This is a genomic window from Micromonospora nigra (assembly GCF_900091585.1).
GTDB classification, from domain to species: domain Bacteria; phylum Actinomycetota; class Actinomycetes; order Mycobacteriales; family Micromonosporaceae; genus Micromonospora; species Micromonospora nigra.
The window spans coordinates 4,731,648-4,748,006 of the sequence record NZ_FMHT01000003.1 but is presented as its reverse complement, the minus strand read 5'-3'; the positions used below and the strand labels follow the sequence as shown (position 1 = coordinate 4,748,006).

Annotated in this window: 19 protein-coding genes; 6 read left to right on the top strand and 13 right to left on the bottom strand. The window is 73.7% G+C overall.

The window, feature by feature from the left end:
* Positions 1-58: 58 nt before the first annotated feature.
* From GA0070616_RS20670 to dut, 4 genes are all read right to left on the bottom strand, one after another.
* Positions 59-736 carry a DUF3159 domain-containing protein gene (locus GA0070616_RS20670; RefSeq protein ID WP_091085641.1) on the bottom strand — a complete coding sequence of 226 codons (678 nt, stop codon included), beginning with the start codon at positions 734-736 and terminating at the stop codon, positions 59-61.
* Positions 737-768: 32 nt separating this feature from the next.
* Positions 769-1,149, bottom strand: a complete 381-nt coding sequence (locus tag GA0070616_RS20665) for an OB-fold nucleic acid binding domain-containing protein (RefSeq protein ID WP_091085637.1) — start codon at positions 1,147-1,149, stop codon at positions 769-771.
* Positions 1,150-1,277: 128 nt separating this feature from the next.
* Entirely contained in the window at positions 1,278-1,943 is a 666-nt protein-coding gene (locus GA0070616_RS20660) for a DUF3710 domain-containing protein (RefSeq protein WP_091085634.1), read from the bottom strand.
* A gap of 25 nt (positions 1,944-1,968) precedes the next feature.
* Positions 1,969-2,475: a dUTP diphosphatase gene (gene dut / locus GA0070616_RS20655; RefSeq protein WP_091085630.1), complete on the bottom strand. Its 507-nt coding sequence runs from the start codon at positions 2,473-2,475 to the stop codon at positions 1,969-1,971.
* Between the two features lie 87 nt (positions 2,476-2,562).
* Between dut and GA0070616_RS20650 the strand changes: the two genes are divergently transcribed.
* On the top strand, positions 2,563-3,066 hold the full coding sequence (locus GA0070616_RS20650) for a DUF3093 domain-containing protein (RefSeq protein ID WP_091085626.1): 504 nt from the start codon (positions 2,563-2,565) through the stop codon (positions 3,064-3,066).
* Between the two features lie 15 nt (positions 3,067-3,081).
* Here GA0070616_RS20650 and GA0070616_RS20645 read toward each other — a convergent pair whose 3' ends face one another.
* Positions 3,082-3,891, bottom strand: a complete 810-nt coding sequence (locus GA0070616_RS20645; RefSeq protein WP_091085622.1) for a hypothetical protein — start codon at positions 3,889-3,891, stop codon at positions 3,082-3,084.
* A 131-nt stretch (positions 3,892-4,022) separates the two neighbouring features.
* A complete protein-coding gene (locus GA0070616_RS20640) occupies positions 4,023-4,319 on the bottom strand; it encodes a DUF4193 domain-containing protein (protein WP_091085619.1) in 297 nt (98 codons plus the stop codon).
* A 434-nt stretch (positions 4,320-4,753) separates the two neighbouring features.
* Here GA0070616_RS20640 and GA0070616_RS20635 point away from each other — a divergent pair, with 434 nt between their 5' ends.
* Positions 4,754-5,266 (top strand): LytR C-terminal domain-containing protein, encoded by a 513-nt coding sequence (locus tag GA0070616_RS20635; RefSeq protein WP_175440287.1) that lies wholly within the window; start codon positions 4,754-4,756, stop codon positions 5,264-5,266.
* A gap of 185 nt (positions 5,267-5,451) precedes the next feature.
* On the opposite strand, the gene GA0070616_RS20630 is transcribed toward GA0070616_RS20635, so the two are convergent.
* Positions 5,452-6,273, bottom strand: coding sequence for an inositol monophosphatase family protein (locus tag GA0070616_RS20630; RefSeq protein ID WP_091085611.1), 822 nt, complete (start codon positions 6,271-6,273; stop codon positions 5,452-5,454).
* A 288-nt stretch (positions 6,274-6,561) separates the two neighbouring features.
* Between GA0070616_RS20630 and GA0070616_RS20625 the strand changes: the two genes are divergently transcribed.
* Positions 6,562-8,172 carry an RNA polymerase sigma factor gene (locus GA0070616_RS20625; RefSeq protein ID WP_091085607.1) on the top strand — a complete coding sequence of 537 codons (1,611 nt, stop codon included), beginning with the start codon at positions 6,562-6,564 and terminating at the stop codon, positions 8,170-8,172.
* 246 nt (positions 8,173-8,418) lie between these two features.
* The gene (locus GA0070616_RS20620) at positions 8,419-8,652 is read left to right on the top strand and encodes a DUF7455 domain-containing protein (protein ID WP_091091264.1); all 234 of its coding nucleotides are present in this window, start codon (positions 8,419-8,421) and stop codon (positions 8,650-8,652) included.
* A gap of 373 nt (positions 8,653-9,025) precedes the next feature.
* Here GA0070616_RS20620 and GA0070616_RS20615 read toward each other — a convergent pair whose 3' ends face one another.
* The 3 genes from GA0070616_RS20615 to GA0070616_RS20605 form a co-directional block, all read right to left on the bottom strand.
* Positions 9,026-10,762, bottom strand: coding sequence for a DEAD/DEAH box helicase (locus GA0070616_RS20615; RefSeq protein ID WP_091085605.1), 1,737 nt, complete (start codon positions 10,760-10,762; stop codon positions 9,026-9,028).
* A gap of 209 nt (positions 10,763-10,971) precedes the next feature.
* Positions 10,972-11,583 carry a trimeric intracellular cation channel family protein gene (locus GA0070616_RS20610; protein WP_091085602.1) on the bottom strand — a complete coding sequence of 204 codons (612 nt, stop codon included), beginning with the start codon at positions 11,581-11,583 and terminating at the stop codon, positions 10,972-10,974.
* A gap of 40 nt (positions 11,584-11,623) precedes the next feature.
* Positions 11,624-11,842, bottom strand: a complete 219-nt coding sequence (locus GA0070616_RS20605; protein WP_091085599.1) for a DUF3039 domain-containing protein — start codon at positions 11,840-11,842, stop codon at positions 11,624-11,626.
* Between the two features lie 87 nt (positions 11,843-11,929).
* Between GA0070616_RS20605 and GA0070616_RS20600 the strand changes: the two genes are divergently transcribed.
* Together GA0070616_RS20600 and GA0070616_RS20595 are read left to right on the top strand one after the other, a co-directional pair.
* Positions 11,930-12,862, top strand: coding sequence for a pseudouridine-5'-phosphate glycosidase (locus tag GA0070616_RS20600; RefSeq protein ID WP_091091250.1), 933 nt, complete (start codon positions 11,930-11,932; stop codon positions 12,860-12,862).
* Entirely contained in the window at positions 12,859-13,758 is a 900-nt protein-coding gene (locus GA0070616_RS20595) for a carbohydrate kinase family protein (protein ID WP_091085595.1), read from the top strand. The genes GA0070616_RS20600 and GA0070616_RS20595 overlap by 4 nt, the downstream gene beginning before the upstream one ends.
* Before the next feature lie 30 nt (positions 13,759-13,788).
* Here the strand turns inward: GA0070616_RS20595 and GA0070616_RS20590 are convergent, their stop codons facing one another.
* From GA0070616_RS20590 to GA0070616_RS20580, 3 genes are all read right to left on the bottom strand, one after another.
* Complete coding sequence (locus GA0070616_RS20590) at positions 13,789-14,145, bottom strand: DUF3099 domain-containing protein (protein WP_091085591.1); 357 nt, start codon at positions 14,143-14,145, stop codon at positions 13,789-13,791.
* Positions 14,146-14,360: 215 nt separating this feature from the next.
* A complete protein-coding gene (locus tag GA0070616_RS20585; RefSeq protein ID WP_091091246.1) occupies positions 14,361-15,590 on the bottom strand; it encodes a low temperature requirement protein A in 1,230 nt (409 codons plus the stop codon).
* A gap of 33 nt (positions 15,591-15,623) precedes the next feature.
* Entirely contained in the window at positions 15,624-16,205 is a 582-nt protein-coding gene (locus tag GA0070616_RS20580; protein ID WP_091085588.1) for an HhH-GPD-type base excision DNA repair protein, read from the bottom strand.
* Between the last annotated feature and the right edge of the window lie 154 nt (positions 16,206-16,359).

Below are 16,359 nucleotides of genomic sequence, written 5' to 3'. Positions count from 1 at the left end.
CGTGTGCCGCTCAGCGGCCCGGGTGCCGCTCAGCCGGCCTGCGCCCGTCGTACGCGGCTCAGCCGGCCTGCGCCTCCGCCTGCTGCTCGCGGGTCACCCGACGCACCGTCCAGACCGTGATCAGCAGCAGCAGCACGTACGGCGGGTAGCCCAGCGCCAGCCGCGCGATGCCCAGAGCCGTGTCCTGCTGGGCGAGGTAGAGCGCGGCCTGCACGCCCACCTTCGCCAGCCACACCACGCCCCACAGCACGGTCAGGCCGGTGAAGGTGCGCACCAGACGCGGGTCGTCGCGCCACTCGGAGCGCCCCTTGGCCACCAGCACCGACCAGATCCAGCCCACCAGCGGCTGCCGGACGACCGCCGACACCAGCAGCGCCAGGCCGTAGCCGATGCCGTAGAGGATGCCGGGGAGGTAGAAGTCCCGTTCGTCGCCGGTGCGCCAGGCGATCGCCGCGCCGATGCCGATGCCGAACAGCCCGTTGACCGCGTGCCGGACCGGCCGCCGCTGGGCCAGCCGCAGCCCCGCGATGGCCAGGGCCACCGACACCGAGGCGATCACCGCCGGGCGCAGCTCCCCGACGATGTTGGCGACCACGAAGACGACGACGGGGATGCTGGACTCGACCAGGCCCCGCCAGCCGCCGAGCTGGTCGGCCATCTGCTCGGCGAGGGTGGGCAGCCGCTCGTCCTCGGCGCCGAGGCTCTCCGCCGGGGTGGCCGACTCCGAAGGGGTCATGGCCGGCCTGCCGTCCGCCGGGCCCACTGGCGTCACTTGGAAGTCTCCAGCTCGTAGTACGGGTTGTAGATGACCTTACGATCGTCGCGTACCGCCACCCGCCCCCGGGCGGTCAGGTGCCGCCCCGGCTCGATGCCGGCGATGTGCCGCCGGCCCAGCCAGACCAGCGTCACGACGTCACTGCCGTCGTAGAGGTCCGCCTCCAGCGTCGGCAGGTTGGTGCGGGGGGTGTAGACCACCGTGCGCAGCCGGCCGGCGACCGACACGACCTGGCCGCGCACGCACTGCCGGGCCGGCACGCCACCGCACCGGGCACTCTCCTGACGCAGCTCGTCCGCCTCGATCTCGGCCTCGCTCGCGGTCAGGCGTCGCAGCATCCGCCGCAGCGGTCCCCGGCCCTCGTCGGTCGTCATGACCTCCGTGTCACCCTCTCCACACCGGCCGGCCCGCGCCGGCTCCGCCGGCCCCGGCACCCGGGACCGTCGGAGCCAGCGTACGCCGACGGGCCCGGTCCGGGGTGGGCCGGTGACAGGGTGCCTGCTCAGACCTCGACCGGTCCGGAGGCGGCGTCAGCCGCCCCGCCCTGCTCGGCGACCTCGCGGGGCAGCCGCAGCGGCAGCGGCTCCCGCACGGGCTTCGCCTCCTGGCCCCGGTCGACGACCAGGCCCTCCAGGCACTGGGCGAGCGGACCGGCGGCGGCCGGGTCGGTGGCGGCGGCGCCCTGGAAGACGCCCCGGACCATCCAGCGCGGCCCGTCCACGCCCACGAACCGCAGGTCGGTCGGGCCGTCCTGGGTGCGTACCCGGGCGTGCAGCTCAATGCCGTACTCCCCGTCGACCTCCTGCGCGGCGGCACCGTCGCCGAGCAGCGACTGGCGGATCTCCTCGCGCACCTCGTCCCAGATGCCCTCGGAGCGCGGCGCGGCGAACACCCCCAGCTGCAGGGCGTTCGGGCCGTGTACCAGCACCACCTGCTGGACGACGCCCTGCGGGTCGGCCTGTACCCGCACCTCGACGTCGGCCACGGCGGGGATCTGCAGGCTGCCCAGGTCGAGCCGCTGGACCCCGCCCGGCGCCTCGCTGACGTCGTACGGCCCGCGTGCCGGAGCCGCCGCGGTCGCGCCGTCCGCGCCGGCGGTGTCGACGACCCCACCGCGCTCGTCACGGCCGTCGCGTGCCGCGTCGGCCCGCTTACGGGAGAAGATCACTGCGCCCACCCTCCGCTGTTCGCACTCACCCTGTCACCTCTTCCGTCCACCCGCCCGGCGACTGCGCCGACGGCGGCACCAGCCCGGCGTGCCCGCCGGTGGAACCGTGCCCGCCGGTGCCGCGCCGCGACGCCGGCAGCTCGGCCACCGGCTGGAACACCGCCCGCTCGACCCGCTGCACCACGAGCTGCGCGATGCGGTCGCCCCGGGAGATCTTCGCCGGCGCGTCCCGATCATGGTTGATCAGGTTGACCAGGATCTCACCCCGGTAGCCGGCGTCGACCGTACCGGGCGCGTTGAGCACCGTCACGCCGAGCCTCGCCGCCAGCCCTGACCGGGGGTGGACCAGACCGACGTAGCCCTGCGGCAACGCGACCGCCACCCCGGTCGGCACCAGGGCCCGCCCGCCGGGCGGCAGCTCCACGTCCGCGGCGGCCACCAGGTCGGCACCCGCGTCACCGGGCTGGGCGTACGCCGGCAGCGGCAGCTCGGGGTCGAGCTGCCGCACCGGCACGGTCACGACGTCGGTCACGGTTACCCACTTCCGTCCGAATTTTCCAGGGGTGACCCTGCCATCCTGCCCGGTGCCCGACCCGCGACGCGCCGTACCCTGGCAGGAGTGAGCCAGTCGCCGTCGAAGTCGCCGTCCGCGCCGTCCGCCGCAGTCCCCGCGGCGCACGCGGAACGCCTCTTCCTGCCCTGGTGGCTGTGGCTGGCGGGGTTCGCGGCGGCGACGATGCTCGCCGTCGAGGTGTGGATGGGCGCGCCCGGTGTGCGCGCCTGGCTGCCGTTCGTGGTGCTGCTGCCCGGCGCCCTGGCCGCGATGCTCTGGCTGGGCCGGATCCGGGTCTCGGTGCGCGACGGCGAGCTGTGGGTGGACGACGCCCGGCTGCCCGCGCGGTTCGTCGCCGACGTGATCCCGCTCGACGCCGCCGGCCGCCGCGAGGCGCTCGGCGTCGGGGCGGACCCGCTGGCGTTCGTGGTCCAGCGGCCGTGGGTCGCCGGGGCGGTCCAGGTGGTGCTCGACGACCCCGCCGACCCGACCCCCTTCTGGGTGGTCAGCACCCGCCACCCGGTCGAGCTGGCCGAGGCGCTGCTCGCCGCCCGCGACGCGGCCCGCTGACCCCCGTTCCGGTCCCTAGCTGGACGGGTCGCCGGGACCGGTGGGCAGGGCGGGCGGGCCGGGCGGGACGCCCGGCAGGGCCTTCGCCTGGCGGCGCAGGTCGGTGCGCAGTTCGTCGGCCAGCGCGCGGGTGGCCCGCCGGTTGAGGTAGCCGGCCACGGCCGCGCCGGTGAGGAACGGCCCCAGCGTGGTCAGGTTCCGCCCGAAGCGTTTGAGCAGAGTGTCCCGCAGTTCCTGGCGGGCGGCGGTGCCCAGCACCGCGCCGACCCCGACCCCCGGCATCATCGGGTTGATGCCGCGCTGGCTGGCCCAGGACTGCACCAGCGCCACGGCCCGCTGGCTGCCGCTGGTGGGCAGGGGTACGCCGTACACCTCGTGCAGCTCACCGACGAGTTTGAGTTCGACCGCGACCACCGCGACCGTCTCGGCGGCCAGCAGCACGGGCGCGGAGAGCAGGGCGGGCGCGACGGTCCACTGCACGGCGGAGGCACCGCCGCCGGCCGCTCCCACACCGGCGGTCGCCCGGGCCGCGTTGCGGGTCAGCCGATCGGCCAACTCGTCGCCGTCGAGCCCGGGGAAGTGCCGGCGCAGGGTGGCCAGGTCGCGGACGGGCACGTGCGGGGCGACCTCGGCGACGGTCTCCACCATCCACCGCACGACCCCGCGCGGCTTGAACAGGTCACCGACGCCGCGCGCGCGGGCCTGCCCGACCAGCCGGCCGAGCAGTTGCCGGCGCCGGGCCGGCGCGACGTCGTCGGCGGTCAACGCCGCGACGGTCTCGCCCAGTTGCTGCCCGGTACCAGGATCGGTGCCGCCCTCGCCCATGTCGGACCTCCCGGTGGTGGCCGCCCCCGCGGCCCAGGATCACGAGTCAAGCAGGAACACCGCCGTGCCGCACGACGAGCGGGCAGCGGCGGCTCCACCGGGGGAGCCGCCGCCGGTGGTCGCCTACGGGTTCAGACGCACTCGCGGCAGATCAACTCGCCGTTGCGCTGGGTCGCCAGCTGGCTGCGGTGGTGCACGAGGAAGCAGCGGGCGCACCGGAACTCGTCCTGCTGCATCGGCAGGACCTTGACCGTGAGTTCCTCGTCGGCCAGGTCGGCCCCGGGCAGCTCGAAACTCTCGGCCACCTCGGCCTCGTCGACGTCGACGGCACCCGACTGTGAGTCGACCCGTCGGGCCTTGAGCTCTTCCAGGCTGTCCTCGCCGAGGTCGACCTCGTCGCGACGCGGGGCGTCGTAGTCGGTGGCCATCGGTTCACTCTCCCATTTCGATGTTGTCGCTGCCGGTTGTAACGCCGGACGACGCTGTTTCGGTTCCGCTGGCCGGTCACCACAAGTGTCGGTCACCCGACCCGACGACCGGGCGGGCCGGTGCCGCCGGAGGATCTCCCCGGCGAGCGCGGAACCTTACCCCCCCTTTGGGCGAGGCATGTATACCGCCCTTGTGGCTGAGATGTACGCCCCTGCACGCGAAGTTGTTCCCAATGTGACTCAGGCGACACGAAGATAGGGGTAGTAGTACCCGCTTCCCGGATGGCGCGCCGGCATGTCCGACTGTTTCCACGCGTCCGCCGGACAACCGATAACCTCAGCGGCGTACCCGGCGGCCGTCGGGCGGCACACGACCGTCGGCCGCCCGCCGCCACCCAACACTGTCCGGGAGCGCCCTGATGAGCTTTGCGCGAGTGCGAGCACTCGTTGTCGTCGGCCTGCTGGCGGTGGTCGCTCTGGTCTTCGTCGTCGTCGCCCTGGTCCGCGACACCCAGGGCGAGGCGGTGGCCGAGAGCTGCCCCGCGGAGTGGCCACGCGCGGACGTCACCCTGCGCGAACCCAAGGACGTCAAGATCAACGTGCTGAACGGCACCGAGCAGAGCGGCCGGGCGCGCGGCGTCGCCGACGACTTCAGCAACCGCAAGTTCCAGGTGCAGAAGGTCGCGGAGACCAAGAAGAAGACCGACGACGTCGCGGTGCTGCGGTACGGCCCCAAGGGGGTCGGCTCGGCGCACCTGCTGCGCGCCTACTTCCTCAACAACGCCGTGGTCGAGTACGACGCCGAACGCGACGACGACGTGGTCGACGTGGTGCTGGGCGAGAGTTTCCAGCAGCTCGCCACCACCACCGAGGTCAACCAGTCGCTCGGCGACCTGGGGTCACCCGTGGCCCCGCCGGGTTCCTGCCCGATGCCGGTCGAGAACTGACCGGTCCGCAACTGACCGGTCCGCCCCGCCAGGCCGCGAGCCCACCGGACGGGGTCGCCACCGGACGGGGTCGCCGCCGGACGGGGTCGCGGCCCGGGCGGGCGCCCGCCCTGAGCGACACCCGCCGGAGGCGTCCCCAGGCCCCCGGGGGTGAGCCGCACGGCCCGGTCCCCGGCGGGTGAGCCTCACGGCCCGCCCGACGCGTCCAGGTCGACGAGGCGGGCGTGCAGGGGCCCGAACAGCGCCGGCGGGGCCGCGACCACCATGTCCGCCCCGGGCGGCAGGCCCGCCAGTCCGGCGACGCGCAGCCCCGCCTCCCTGGCGATCAGTCCGCCGGCCGCCAGGTCCCAGGGGGCGAGGCCCTTCTCGAAGTACGCGTCGACCCGCCCCTCCGCGGTGAGGCAGAGGTCCAGCGCCGCCGCGCCGAGCCGGCGGATGTCACGCACGTCGGCGATCAGCCCGGCCAGCACCCGCGCCTGGTGGGCCCGCCGGCCGGGGTCGTAGCCGAAGCCGGTGGCGACCAGTGCCTGACCGAGGTCGGTCTCGGTGGAGCAACGCAGCCGCCGACCGTCGCGCCAGGCCCCGCTGCCGGCCGTGGCGGTCCACTCCTCGCCGGTGAAGGCGTTGCGGACCACGCCGGCCACCACCTCGCCGTCGACCTCCGCGGCCAGCGACACCCCGCAGTGCGCCAGCCCGTACAGGTAGTTGACGGTGCCGTCGATCGGGTCGACGATCCACCGGACCCGATCCGGCCCGGCGGCAACGTGCTCCGCCGCGCCGAACTCCTCCCCCAGCACCGCGTCGTCCGGCCGGCGGCGGCGCAGGGCCTCGACCACCTGCCGCTCCACCGCCCGGTCGGCGGCGGTCACCACGTCGGTGACGGTGCTCTTGGTCGCGGCGACCGAGACCCCCTCGGCCCGCATCCGGTATGCCGTCGTCGCCGCGTCCCGGGCCACGTCGATCGCGATCTCCAACAGTTCCCGAGGCGGTGCCGCCGTGCGGTCCATCGTCCGTCCCCTTCCCGCACGACCGGGGTGTTCCGGGTCACGCGCGGGTATCATCCTTACAAAGTCCACATCTGCGCCGAATCGGCGGTCCCCACCGCCGGTCCGCCGTGCGGCGCAGGATGATCGCCGCAGACGGCGTTACAATTCACCCCTGCCCACGCGCCACGGGCGGTCGACCGACCGGCCGGCCCGGGACGCGGGGGTTCCTCAACCACATCGCCCGGCGTGACGCCCCACGCTGCGCCGGCACCCCGGCCGTGCTCGCTCTTCGCCTCCGGAAGGTCATTCGTGACAGAACCCCGCCAGAACGGCGCCGACGTTCGCTCGCTCACCGACACCCTGATCGCCCACGCGCAGAGCGCCGGCGGCCAGCTCACGTCGGCCCAGCTCGCGCGCACCGTCGAGTCCGCCGAGGTGACTCCGGCCCAGGCCAAGAAGATCCTGCGGGCGCTCTCCGAGGCCGGCGTGACGGTGGTCGTGGACGGCTCGGCCACCACCCGACGCCGGGTCGCCGCCGCCCGCTCGGCCACCCCCGCCTCCCGGGCCACCACCGCCAAGACGACCAGGAAGGCCGCCGCGCCCGCCCCGAAGCAGGCGCCCGCCGCGGAGGAGGCCCCGGCCCCCGCCCCGCGCAAGGCGACCGCCCGCAAGGCCACCGGCACCACGGCCGAGGTGGCGGCCACGGCCGCCGCGCCGGCCAAGAAGGCCACGCGGGCCACCAAGGCCACCGTCGCGGCCGCGACCGGAGCCGCGAAGACCACCAAGGCCGGCGGCAAGGCCAAGGGCGACGCCGCGGAGGGCGATGTCGACCCGGAGGAGTTGGCCGCCGAGGTCGAGGACGTGGTCGTCGAGGAGCCGGCCGAGCTGACCCGGGCCGCCGAGGCCGACGCCGCCAGCTCCGCCACCGACAACGACTTCGAGTGGGACGACGAGGAGTCCGAGGCGCTCAAGCAGGCCCGCCGGGACGCGGAGCTGACCGCCTCGGCGGACTCGGTCCGGGCGTACCTGAAGCAGATCGGCAAGGTCCCCCTGCTCAACGCCGAGCAGGAGGTCGAGCTGGCGAAGCGGATCGAGGCCGGCCTGTACGCGGCGGAGCAGCTGCGCGCCGCCGAGGAGGGCGAGGACAAGCTCACCCGCGAGATGCAGCGCGACCTGCTCTGGATCTCCCGCGACGGCGAACGGGCCAAGAACCACCTGCTGGAGGCGAACCTGCGGCTGGTGGTCTCGCTGGCCAAGCGGTACACGGGACGCGGCATGGCCTTCCTCGACCTGATCCAGGAAGGCAACCTCGGCCTGATCCGCGCCGTCGAGAAGTTCGACTACACCAAGGGCTACAAGTTCTCCACCTACGCCACCTGGTGGATCCGCCAGGCCATCACCCGCGCCATGGCCGACCAGGCCCGCACCATCCGCATCCCCGTCCACATGGTCGAGGTGATCAACAAACTCGGCCGGATCCAGCGCGAGCTGCTCCAGGACCTGGGCCGCGAGCCCACGCCGGAGGAGCTGGCGAAGGAGATGGACATCACACCCGAGAAGGTGCTGGAGATCCAGCAGTACGCTCGGGAGCCCATCTCGCTCGACCAGACCATCGGCGACGAGGGCGACAGCCAGCTCGGTGACTTCATCGAGGACTCGGAGGCCGTGGTCGCCGTCGACGCGGTCTCGTTCTCCCTGCTCCAGGATCAGCTCCAGCAGGTGCTCCAGACGTTGTCCGAGCGTGAGGCGGGCGTGGTACGCCTGCGTTTCGGCCTCACCGACGGGCAGCCGCGCACGCTGGACGAGATCGGGCAGGTCTACGGGGTCACGCGGGAGCGGATCCGGCAGATCGAGTCCAAGACGATGTCGAAGCTGCGACACCCGTCGCGCTCACAGGTGCTGCGGGACTACCTCGACTGATCCGCATTCGTCAACCGTACGTGTCGTTTTGATCACCTGGCGTGCATCATCAGATGGTGATCGCGTGGATGCACGATTGTGATCGTTGACGTGGCACCCTTGTTGCACGGCACACTGTCCGCAGCCATGTGTGACCTCGGTCCCCCGCGGGCACACAGGGAAGGCAAGGCTCGGTAAGGGTGTTGCACGATAGGTGAGTAACGACCGAAGAACGTGTTCATCGGTGACGACCAGAGGAGGAAGGCGATGACCCCGACCCTCACGCCGCCGCCCGAAACGGTGAGCCCCCCGGCCGCCGATGAACGGTGCGACCGCTGCAACGCTGCCGGCAAGCTCCGGATCACTCTGGCGGGTGGGAGCGAGCTGGTGTTCTGTGGGCACCACGCGAACAAGTACGCGGAGGATCTCGTGAAGATCACCGTGCGGTTCGCGGCGGACCCGGAGTTCAGTTGGCGTGGCGCCGATCTGATGGCGAACTGAATCCGCAACTCGACATAGCCGGCCGGAGACACCCGTGGGGGTGTCTCCGGCCGGCTTTCTCGCCTCGTCCGGCCCGTCCGGCGGGCCTCCGGGCGCGGCAGGCGACCGTCCCGGACGCCGGGACGGCCCCGCACAGCGGCGGGCCCCGGCGACCGCTGTGCGGCCGCCAGAAGCCCGCAGGATCCCGCTGTGGCCCGCTGTGGCCCGCAGGAGCCCGCTGTGGCCCGCCGGGAGTGTGAAGCCACCCGGTGGCCCCACCGGGCGCCCAGCGGGCCGGTAGGGGCATCCCACGGCCGGCAGCGCTCACCGTCGGCCCAGCCGGGCGACCTGGCTGCACCACGGGAACCGCGGACCCGGACCCTCCGGCCCGCCGTCAGAGCGTCTGGACGGTGGCGATGCGCTCTTCGAGTTGCTCGATGGTGGCCTGGGCGCTCGGCGGGCCGCCACACAACCGGCGCAGCTCCGCGTGGATCTTGCCGTGCGGTTGGCCGGTCCGATGGTGCCGCGCGGCCACCAGGGCGTTGAGCTGACGACGCAGCGCCACGCGACGCTGGGCGGCACTCATCGGCGCGGGCGGTGCCTGCACCGGGGCGGACGCCGCCTCGCCGGCGGCCCGGTCGGTCACCCGCCGACGCTGCGCCGCGAGCTGCTCGGCCTGCCGCTTGCTGAGCAGCATCGCCACCTGGTCGGCGGTGAGCAGGCCGGGAAGGCCGAGGTACTCCTCCTCCTCGGGGGTGCCCGCCTGGGCCGCGGTGCCGAAGGAGGCACCGTCGAAGATCACCTGGTCCAGCTCGGCGGTGGCCGACAGCGCCGCGAACCGCTTCTCCAGCTCACCGCTGGCCTGATCGTCACGCTGGGCGCGTTCCAGCAGATCGTCGTCGAAGCCCTCGCGGTCCTTCGGCTTGCCGAGCACGTGGTCGCGTTCGGCCTCCATCTCGCTGGCCAGGCCGAGCAGGTGCGGCACGCTCGGCAGGAAGACCGACGCGGTCTCCCCGGGCCGTCGGGCACGCACGAACCGGCCGATCGCCTGGGCGAAGTACAGCGGGGTGCTGGCACTGGTGGCGTACACCCCGACGGCCAGCCGGGGAATGTCGACGCCCTCCGAGACCATCCGCACCGCCACCAGCCAGCGCTGCTGTGACTCGGCGAACGCGGCGATCCGGGCGGAGGCCCCGACGTCGTCGGAGAGCACCACAGCCGCCCGTTCGCCCGTCAACTGCTCGATGAGCTTGGCGTACGAGCGGGCGGTCTGCTGGTCGCTGGCGATGACCAGCCCGCCGGCGTCGGGCATGCCGGCGTCGCGGAGCACGCTGAGTCGGGCGTCGGCGGCGCGCAGCACCTGCGGCATCCAGTCCCCGGCCGGGTCGAGTGCGGTCCGCCAGGCCTGCGCGACGAGATCCTGCGTCATGGGCTCGCCCAGCCGGGCCGCCAGTTCCTCCCCCGCGTTGGTCCGCCAACGGGTCTCCCCGGAGTACGCCAGGAACAGCACCGGCCGCACCACGCCCTCGCGCAGCGCGTCGGCGTAGCCGTACACGGAGTCGGCGCGGGAGCGCAGCAGCCCGTCCCCGCCCCGCTCGTAGGTGACGAACGGGATGGGGTTGTCGTCGGAGCGGAACGGGGTCCCGGTGAGCATGAGGCGGCGTACCGCGGGTTCGAATGCCGCCTTCACTCCGTCGCCCCAGGTGCGGGAGTCGCCCGCGTGGTGGATCTCGTCCAGGATGACCAGGGTGCGGCGGGTCATGGTGCGTCGCCGGTGCACCTGGGGCGCCATGCCGACCTGGGCGTAGGTGACCACGGCCCCGTGGAAGTCCGCCGAGGAGTGCAGGTCGGCGTTGCGGAAGGCCGAGTCGAGCTGAATGCCCACCCGCGCCGCCGAGGCGGCCCACTGGGTCTTGAGGTGCTCGGTGGGCGCCACGACCGTGACGGCCTCGACGGTCCCGTCGGCGAGCAGCTCGGCCGCGATCCGCAGCGCGAAGGTGGTCTTGCCGGCGCCGGGGGTGGCGACCGCGGTGAAGTCCTCGCTGCGTCGGCGGAGGTACTCCACCAGGGCCTTGCGTTGCCAGGCCCGCAGGGCCGGGAACGTGTCGAGCGTCGGCGTCCGGGCTGCCATGCGTTGGCTCCTCTCCGACCGCACGAATCGTCGACCGCACACTGCGGGCCGGGGCTGGGCCACGGGTTGGCGCCGCCCATGAAAACGCCTCCGCGCAGAAGGTGCCGCGAAGGCCGCCCCAGCATAACCAGCGCCGCTCTGCGCCCCCACCGACGCCACGCCCCCCACCCGCCCCGGGCGCCACGCACCGGGATCCGTCGAGCGGGTGGTCACGTCGGCACGGGCACGGACCAGCGGCGGCGTAGTGCCACCAGCCGGACCAGGAACACGAAGGCCGCCGCCACCGTCAGCCCGGTCGCGTCGGCGTGCCCGAACGCCTCCAGCACCGTCACCAGCACCGCGCCGACGAGCGCGGCGACCGCGTAGATCTCGCTGCGCAGCACCACGGGGATCTCGGCGGTGAGCAGGTCCCGGGCGAGGCCACCACCGATGGCGGTGAGCATGCCGACGAGACAGGCGCCGACCGCCGGCACCTGGGCGTCGAGGGCCTTGAGGGTGCCGGTGACGGTGAACAGGCCGAGGCCGGCGGCGTCCAGCACCAGCACGCAGGTGCGCAACCTCGCCAGTTGGGGGTGCAGCCAGAACACCGCGCCGGCGGTCACGGCGGCGGTCGTCACGTACCGCCAGTCGGCGAAGGCCAACGGCGGCACCTCGTCGATCACCAGGTCCCGCAGGATCCCACCGCCGAGGGCGGCGACGAACCCGACGAAGACGACGCCGAAGAGGTCCAGCCGCTTGACCACCGCGGCGGAGGCACCGGAGGCGGCGAAGACCGCCACGCCGGTGAGGTCGGCGAGGAGCAGGGCGGTGGAGGTGGTCACCGCCGCAGGCTACGCAGGCGACCGCGCGGGCCGCCCCGGCTCACTGCTTGTAGGAGTCGTAGATCTCCTTGCACTTCGGGCAGACCGGCGAGCCCGGTTTCGGGGTCTTCGTGACCGGGAAGGTCTCGCCGCAGAGGGCCACGACGAAGGTGCCCATGACGGCACTCTCGGCGATCTTCTCCTTCCGGACGTAGTGGAACATCTCGGGACCGGTGTCGGCGTCCTTCAGCTCCGGACGCTCGAGAACCTGTGCGCTCACGTCTGCACCTCCAACCCGCAAGTTTGGCAGGTCACCCGGTTCCGGTCCACCTGAGGCCGCCGGGCCGGCGGGCGTACGGTGACCACCGTGACCACCTTTCACCTTCACTACGGTTCCGAGGTCGCCGAGGCGCTGCGCGCCGGTCGTCCCGTCGTCGCCCTGGAGAGCACCATCGTCTCGCACGGCCTGCCCCGGCCGGACAACCTGCGGGTGGCCCGGGAGATCGAGCGGGCCGTCCGGGACGCGGGTGCCGTGCCGGCCACCATCGGCATGGTCGGCGGGCGGCTCGTGGTGGGCCTGGACGACGCTCAGCTGAGTCGACTGGCAACCGTCGATGGCGTGACGAAACTCTCCGTCCGCGACCTCGCGGTGGCGGCGGCGACCGGCGCGGACGGCGCCACCACGGTCGCCGCCACCAGCGCGGTGGCCGCCGCGGCCGGGATCACGGTGTTCGCCACCGGCGGTCTGGGTGGCGTGCACCGGGAGGCCGCGCAGAGCTTCGACGAGTCGGCCGACCTGGTCACCCTGGCCCGGACGCCGATCGCGGTGGTGTGCGCCGGGGTCAAGTCGATCCTCGACGTGGGCGCGACCCTGGAGCGCCTGGAGACCCTGGGCGTTCAGGTGGTGGGCTACCGCACCCGCCGGTTCCCCGGCTTCTTCGTCACCGACGGCGGCTTCGACCTGGACTGGCAGGTCGACTCCCCCGAGCAGGCCGCCGACGTGCTGACCGCCCGCGAGCAGCACGGCGTGCACCCCGGCGGGCTGATCGTGGCCAACCCGCTGCCCGTCGACGAGCAACTGGACCGGGACCTGCACGACCGTACGCTGGCCGACGGGCTGGCCCTGCTGGAGCGCGACGGGGTGACCGGCAAGGCGGTGACCCCGTACCTGCTGGCGCACTTCCACTCGACGACCGAGGGCGCGAGCCTCGCGGTCAACGTGCGGATCATCCTGCGCAACGCCGACCTGGCCGCCCGGATCGCGGTGGCGGCGGCCACCCGCCGCGCCGCCTCGGCATGACCGGGCCGGGTCGCGTCCTCGTCGTCGGCGACGTGATCACCGATGTGGTGGCCGTGCTGGCGGGGCCGCCGGCGGTCGGCTCGGACACCCCGGCGCGGATCCGGTTCACCGGCGGCGGCCAGGCGGCCAACACCGCCGCCTGGCTGGCCGCCCAGGGGGTGCCGGTGACGCTGGTCGGGGCGGTGGGCGCCGACGACGCCGGCCGTGACCGGGTGGCCGAGCTGACCCGCGCCGGGGTGGACTGCGCGGTGGCCCGGCTCCCCGGTCAGTCGACCGGCACGGTCATCGTGCTGGCCACCGACCGGGAACGGACCATGATCACCGAACGGGGCGCGAACCTGCGGTTGACCGACGCGCACGTCGACGCGGCGTTCGCCGCCGCGCCCGAGGCGGGGCATCTGCACCTGTCCGCGTACACCCTGCTGGACGCCGCGTCGCGACCGGCCGGGCTGCACGCGCTGGCCGTGGCACGCGGACGCGGGCTCACCACCAGCGTGGACGCGGCCTCCACGGCGCCGCTGCGGCGGGCGGGCTCGGCGGCCTTCCTGACCTGGGTACGCGACGTCGACCTGCTGCTGGTGAACGCGGACGAGGCGACGGTCCTGGCCGGCGGGCTGGACCCGGCGGCGCAGGGGCGGGCCCTGACGGCCACTGCGCGACGGGTCGTGGTGAAGCGGGGGGCGGCGGGCGCGGTGTGGGTGCAGCGGGACGGCCGGGTCGTCGACGCGCCGGCCCGGCGGGTGGCGGTGGTCGACGTGACCGGGGCGGGCGACGCGTTCGCCGCCGGGCTGCTCGCGGCCTGGCTGGCTGGCGCGCGGCCCGAGGTCGTGCTGGCCCGTGCCGGCGACCTGGGCGCCTCGGCGGTCTCCCAGTTGGGGGCCCGGCCGACGGGTTGACGGAACGGTCAGGGCCCGGCGGTGGGACGGTCAGGGCTCGGCGTCGATGACGCGGTGCGGGCGCTCCTCGGCGGTCAGGCTCATCGGCGGGGCCTCGTCGCGCCGCCGGGAAGCGATCTTGCCGGCCATGCGGTGCTGTTCCTTGGGCGGCCGGTCGTTGGCCAGCAGCACCGCCAGCCAGGGAATGAGGATCATGCCCAGGCCGACCAGCGGCAGCCACAGCCAGAGCAGCGGGGCCTTGACGCCGACCAGGATCGCGCCGACGATCACGCAGGCGACCCGGACGCCCATCATCACCACGTACCGCCGCTGGCGACTGGTGAGCTGGTCGTCCTGGCTGCGTGCGGCGTCGGTGATGAGGATCGGCTGGTACGCCTGACGCTTCACGCGGACCTCCTCGGGGTTGTTCCCATCCTGTCACCCGCACCGGGTGAGCGACGAGATTCGACGCAGCGATGCGAGAACCCCGGCGGTGCCGCCACCCGGCCCCCGACAGCGGCACCCCGACGGTCAGCCGCTCGGTCCGGCTGCCGCTGGAGACCTACGAGCGGGTACGCGCCGCCGCCGACGCCTGGCCCACTCCCCCGCCGTCTGACCGGCACTCAGGGGCTGAACCTGCCGCGAGGGCTGTCGGTACGCCCCAGCGGCGAGGCGGCCCGCTCGGGTGGCCGGCCCCGGCTGCGCACCGCGTCCGTCACCGCCACCCCGGTCAGCACCACCGCGACCACCGTCAGGGCGAGCATCGGCGTGCCCAGCGCCAGCACCGGGCCGACCAGCGCGAGCACCAGCACCGCGACCACCCGGGACACCGAGACCCGGTTGAAGATCTCGTACTCGAACCGGGCCCGCGCGAGCAGGAAGATGGCGGGCCCGCCGACGATGAAGACCAGCCAGGTCGCGTCGATCCGACCGAACGGGTGGACGATCACCAACTCGTAGCCCACGCCGGTGCTCAGCACCCCGAGGATGATGAACAGGTGGGTGCGCCCGGCCGAGGCGCCCAGGTGGCCCGGCGAGCGGGCCAGCCGCAACGCCTCGGCGAGCAGGTGACCGGCCCGGTGGAAGTAGATCCGCCACAGCAGGGCCGTGGTCACGAACGCCACGGCGAACGCCCCGGCGTGCGGCCCCGAGAACGCCCTGCCGCTGAAGGTCAGGCCGATGACCAGGATCGTCTCGCCGAGCGAGATGAGGAAGATCTGCTGGTACCGCTCGGCGAGGTGCTCCCCCGCGATCCGCCAGCCCGACGTGCGGGCCGGCCCCCACCGGGGCAGCGGCCAGCCGAGCAGCGCCCCGGTCGAGTCGACCGCCAGCGCCACCACCCACAACGGCAGGCGCAACTCCTCGGGGCCGAACGCGCCCACCAGCCAGGGCACCCCGCCGGCCGACGCCCAGGCCGCGAGGCGCAGCGGCACCTCCCGGCGCGGATGACCGCCCAGGGCCGCCGCGACGACCAGCGGACGGCCGATCATCACGGTCAGGTACGCACCGGCGAACCACACCGACCGTTCCTCGAACGCCCTGGGCAGAGCCACCGCCATCACCAGGGCACCGAACATGGTGCCGACCACGACACCCTGGATGACCAGGCGATCCGGCTCGTACCGGCTGGTCACCCAGGTGGTGATCGACCAGACCAGCCACAGCGCGAGGAGCAGCATCAGGGTGTGCACGACGCCGAGGAGGAAGGGCCCTCCGGCGATGTCGTCGATGAGCCGCTGGGAGACCCGGGTCAGCGCGAAGACGAACACCAGGTCGAAGAACAGCTCCAGGAAGGTGGCCCGGGGGTGGCTGCCCGCCGGCCGCAGCAACGCCGCGCCGCGTTCGCCCGCCATCACACCCCCGTACCGCCCCTGGGAGCGGGAGCGTCAGTCCGTGGCGGCGTTCGCCCTCGCGGCCGCCTTCACCTGCTGTTTGTACTCCCGCACGAGACGCAGCGACTCGTTATCGGTGACATCGGCGACGGAGCGGTACGCGTCCGGCTCGCCGTAGCCGCCGGCCGCCTCGCGCCAACCGTCGGGCCGTACGTCGAAACGCTTGCCGAGCAGCGCCAGCAGGATCTGCGCCTTCTGCCTGCCGAATCCGGGCAACGCCCCGATGCGGGCCAGCAACTCCCGACCGTCGGCCGCGTCGGACCACAGCCGCGCCGCGTCGCCGTCGTAGCGCTCCACCAGCACCCGGCACACCTCCTGCACCCGGGCCGCCATGGCCTTCGGGAACCGGTGCAGGGCGGGTGGGCGGGCGAAGATCTCGACCAGGGCTTGCGGGTCGTACGCGGCCAACTCCCGGGCGTCGAGGTCGTGACCGAGCCGCCGGGTCAGCACGTACGGCGAGGAGAACGCCTTCTCCATCGGCACCTGCTGGTCGAGGGTCATCCCGAGCAGCAGGGCGAGCGGATCGCGGTGCAGCAGGTCGTTGGCCGCGGGCTCGATGGGCAGCGACAGCGTCATGGCACCATCCTGCCGGCTCGGCGACGACCGGCGCCGCCGGCACACCGGATCCCCCCGGCGCGACCCCCGCACGGGCGGGGCCGGGAGCTGTGACCTGTGCCCGGCTCGCGTTAGCGGTGAGGTTAGCCTGTGCTAACTTCGGCTCGGTCGTCCG

Bases quoted from the DNA above. Each gene is read 5' to 3' on its own strand.
- GA0070616_RS20670 (WP_091085641.1), bottom strand. From the start codon at position 736: ATGACCCCTTCGGAGTCGGCCACCCCGGCGGAGAGCCTCGGCGCCGAG.
- GA0070616_RS20665 (WP_091085637.1), bottom strand. From the start codon at position 1,149: ATGACGACCGACGAGGGCCGGGGACCGCTGCGGCGGATGCTGCGACGC.
- GA0070616_RS20645 (WP_091085622.1), bottom strand. From the start codon at position 3,891: ATGGGCGAGGGCGGCACCGATCCTGGTACCGGGCAGCAACTGGGCGAG.
- GA0070616_RS20640 (WP_091085619.1), bottom strand. From the start codon at position 4,319: ATGGCCACCGACTACGACGCCCCGCGTCGCGACGAGGTCGACCTCGGC.
- GA0070616_RS20630 (WP_091085611.1), bottom strand. From the start codon at position 6,273: ATGGACCGCACGGCGGCACCGCCTCGGGAACTGTTGGAGATCGCGATC.
- GA0070616_RS20620 (WP_091091264.1), top strand. From the start codon at position 8,419: ATGACCCCGACCCTCACGCCGCCGCCCGAAACGGTGAGCCCCCCGGCC.
- GA0070616_RS20615 (WP_091085605.1), bottom strand. From the start codon at position 10,762: ATGGCAGCCCGGACGCCGACGCTCGACACGTTCCCGGCCCTGCGGGCC.
- GA0070616_RS20595 (WP_091085595.1), top strand. From the start codon at position 12,859: ATGACCGGGCCGGGTCGCGTCCTCGTCGTCGGCGACGTGATCACCGAT.
- GA0070616_RS20585 (WP_091091246.1), bottom strand. From the start codon at position 15,590: ATGGCGGGCGAACGCGGCGCGGCGTTGCTGCGGCCGGCGGGCAGCCAC.
- GA0070616_RS20580 (WP_091085588.1), bottom strand. From the start codon at position 16,205: ATGACGCTGTCGCTGCCCATCGAGCCCGCGGCCAACGACCTGCTGCAC.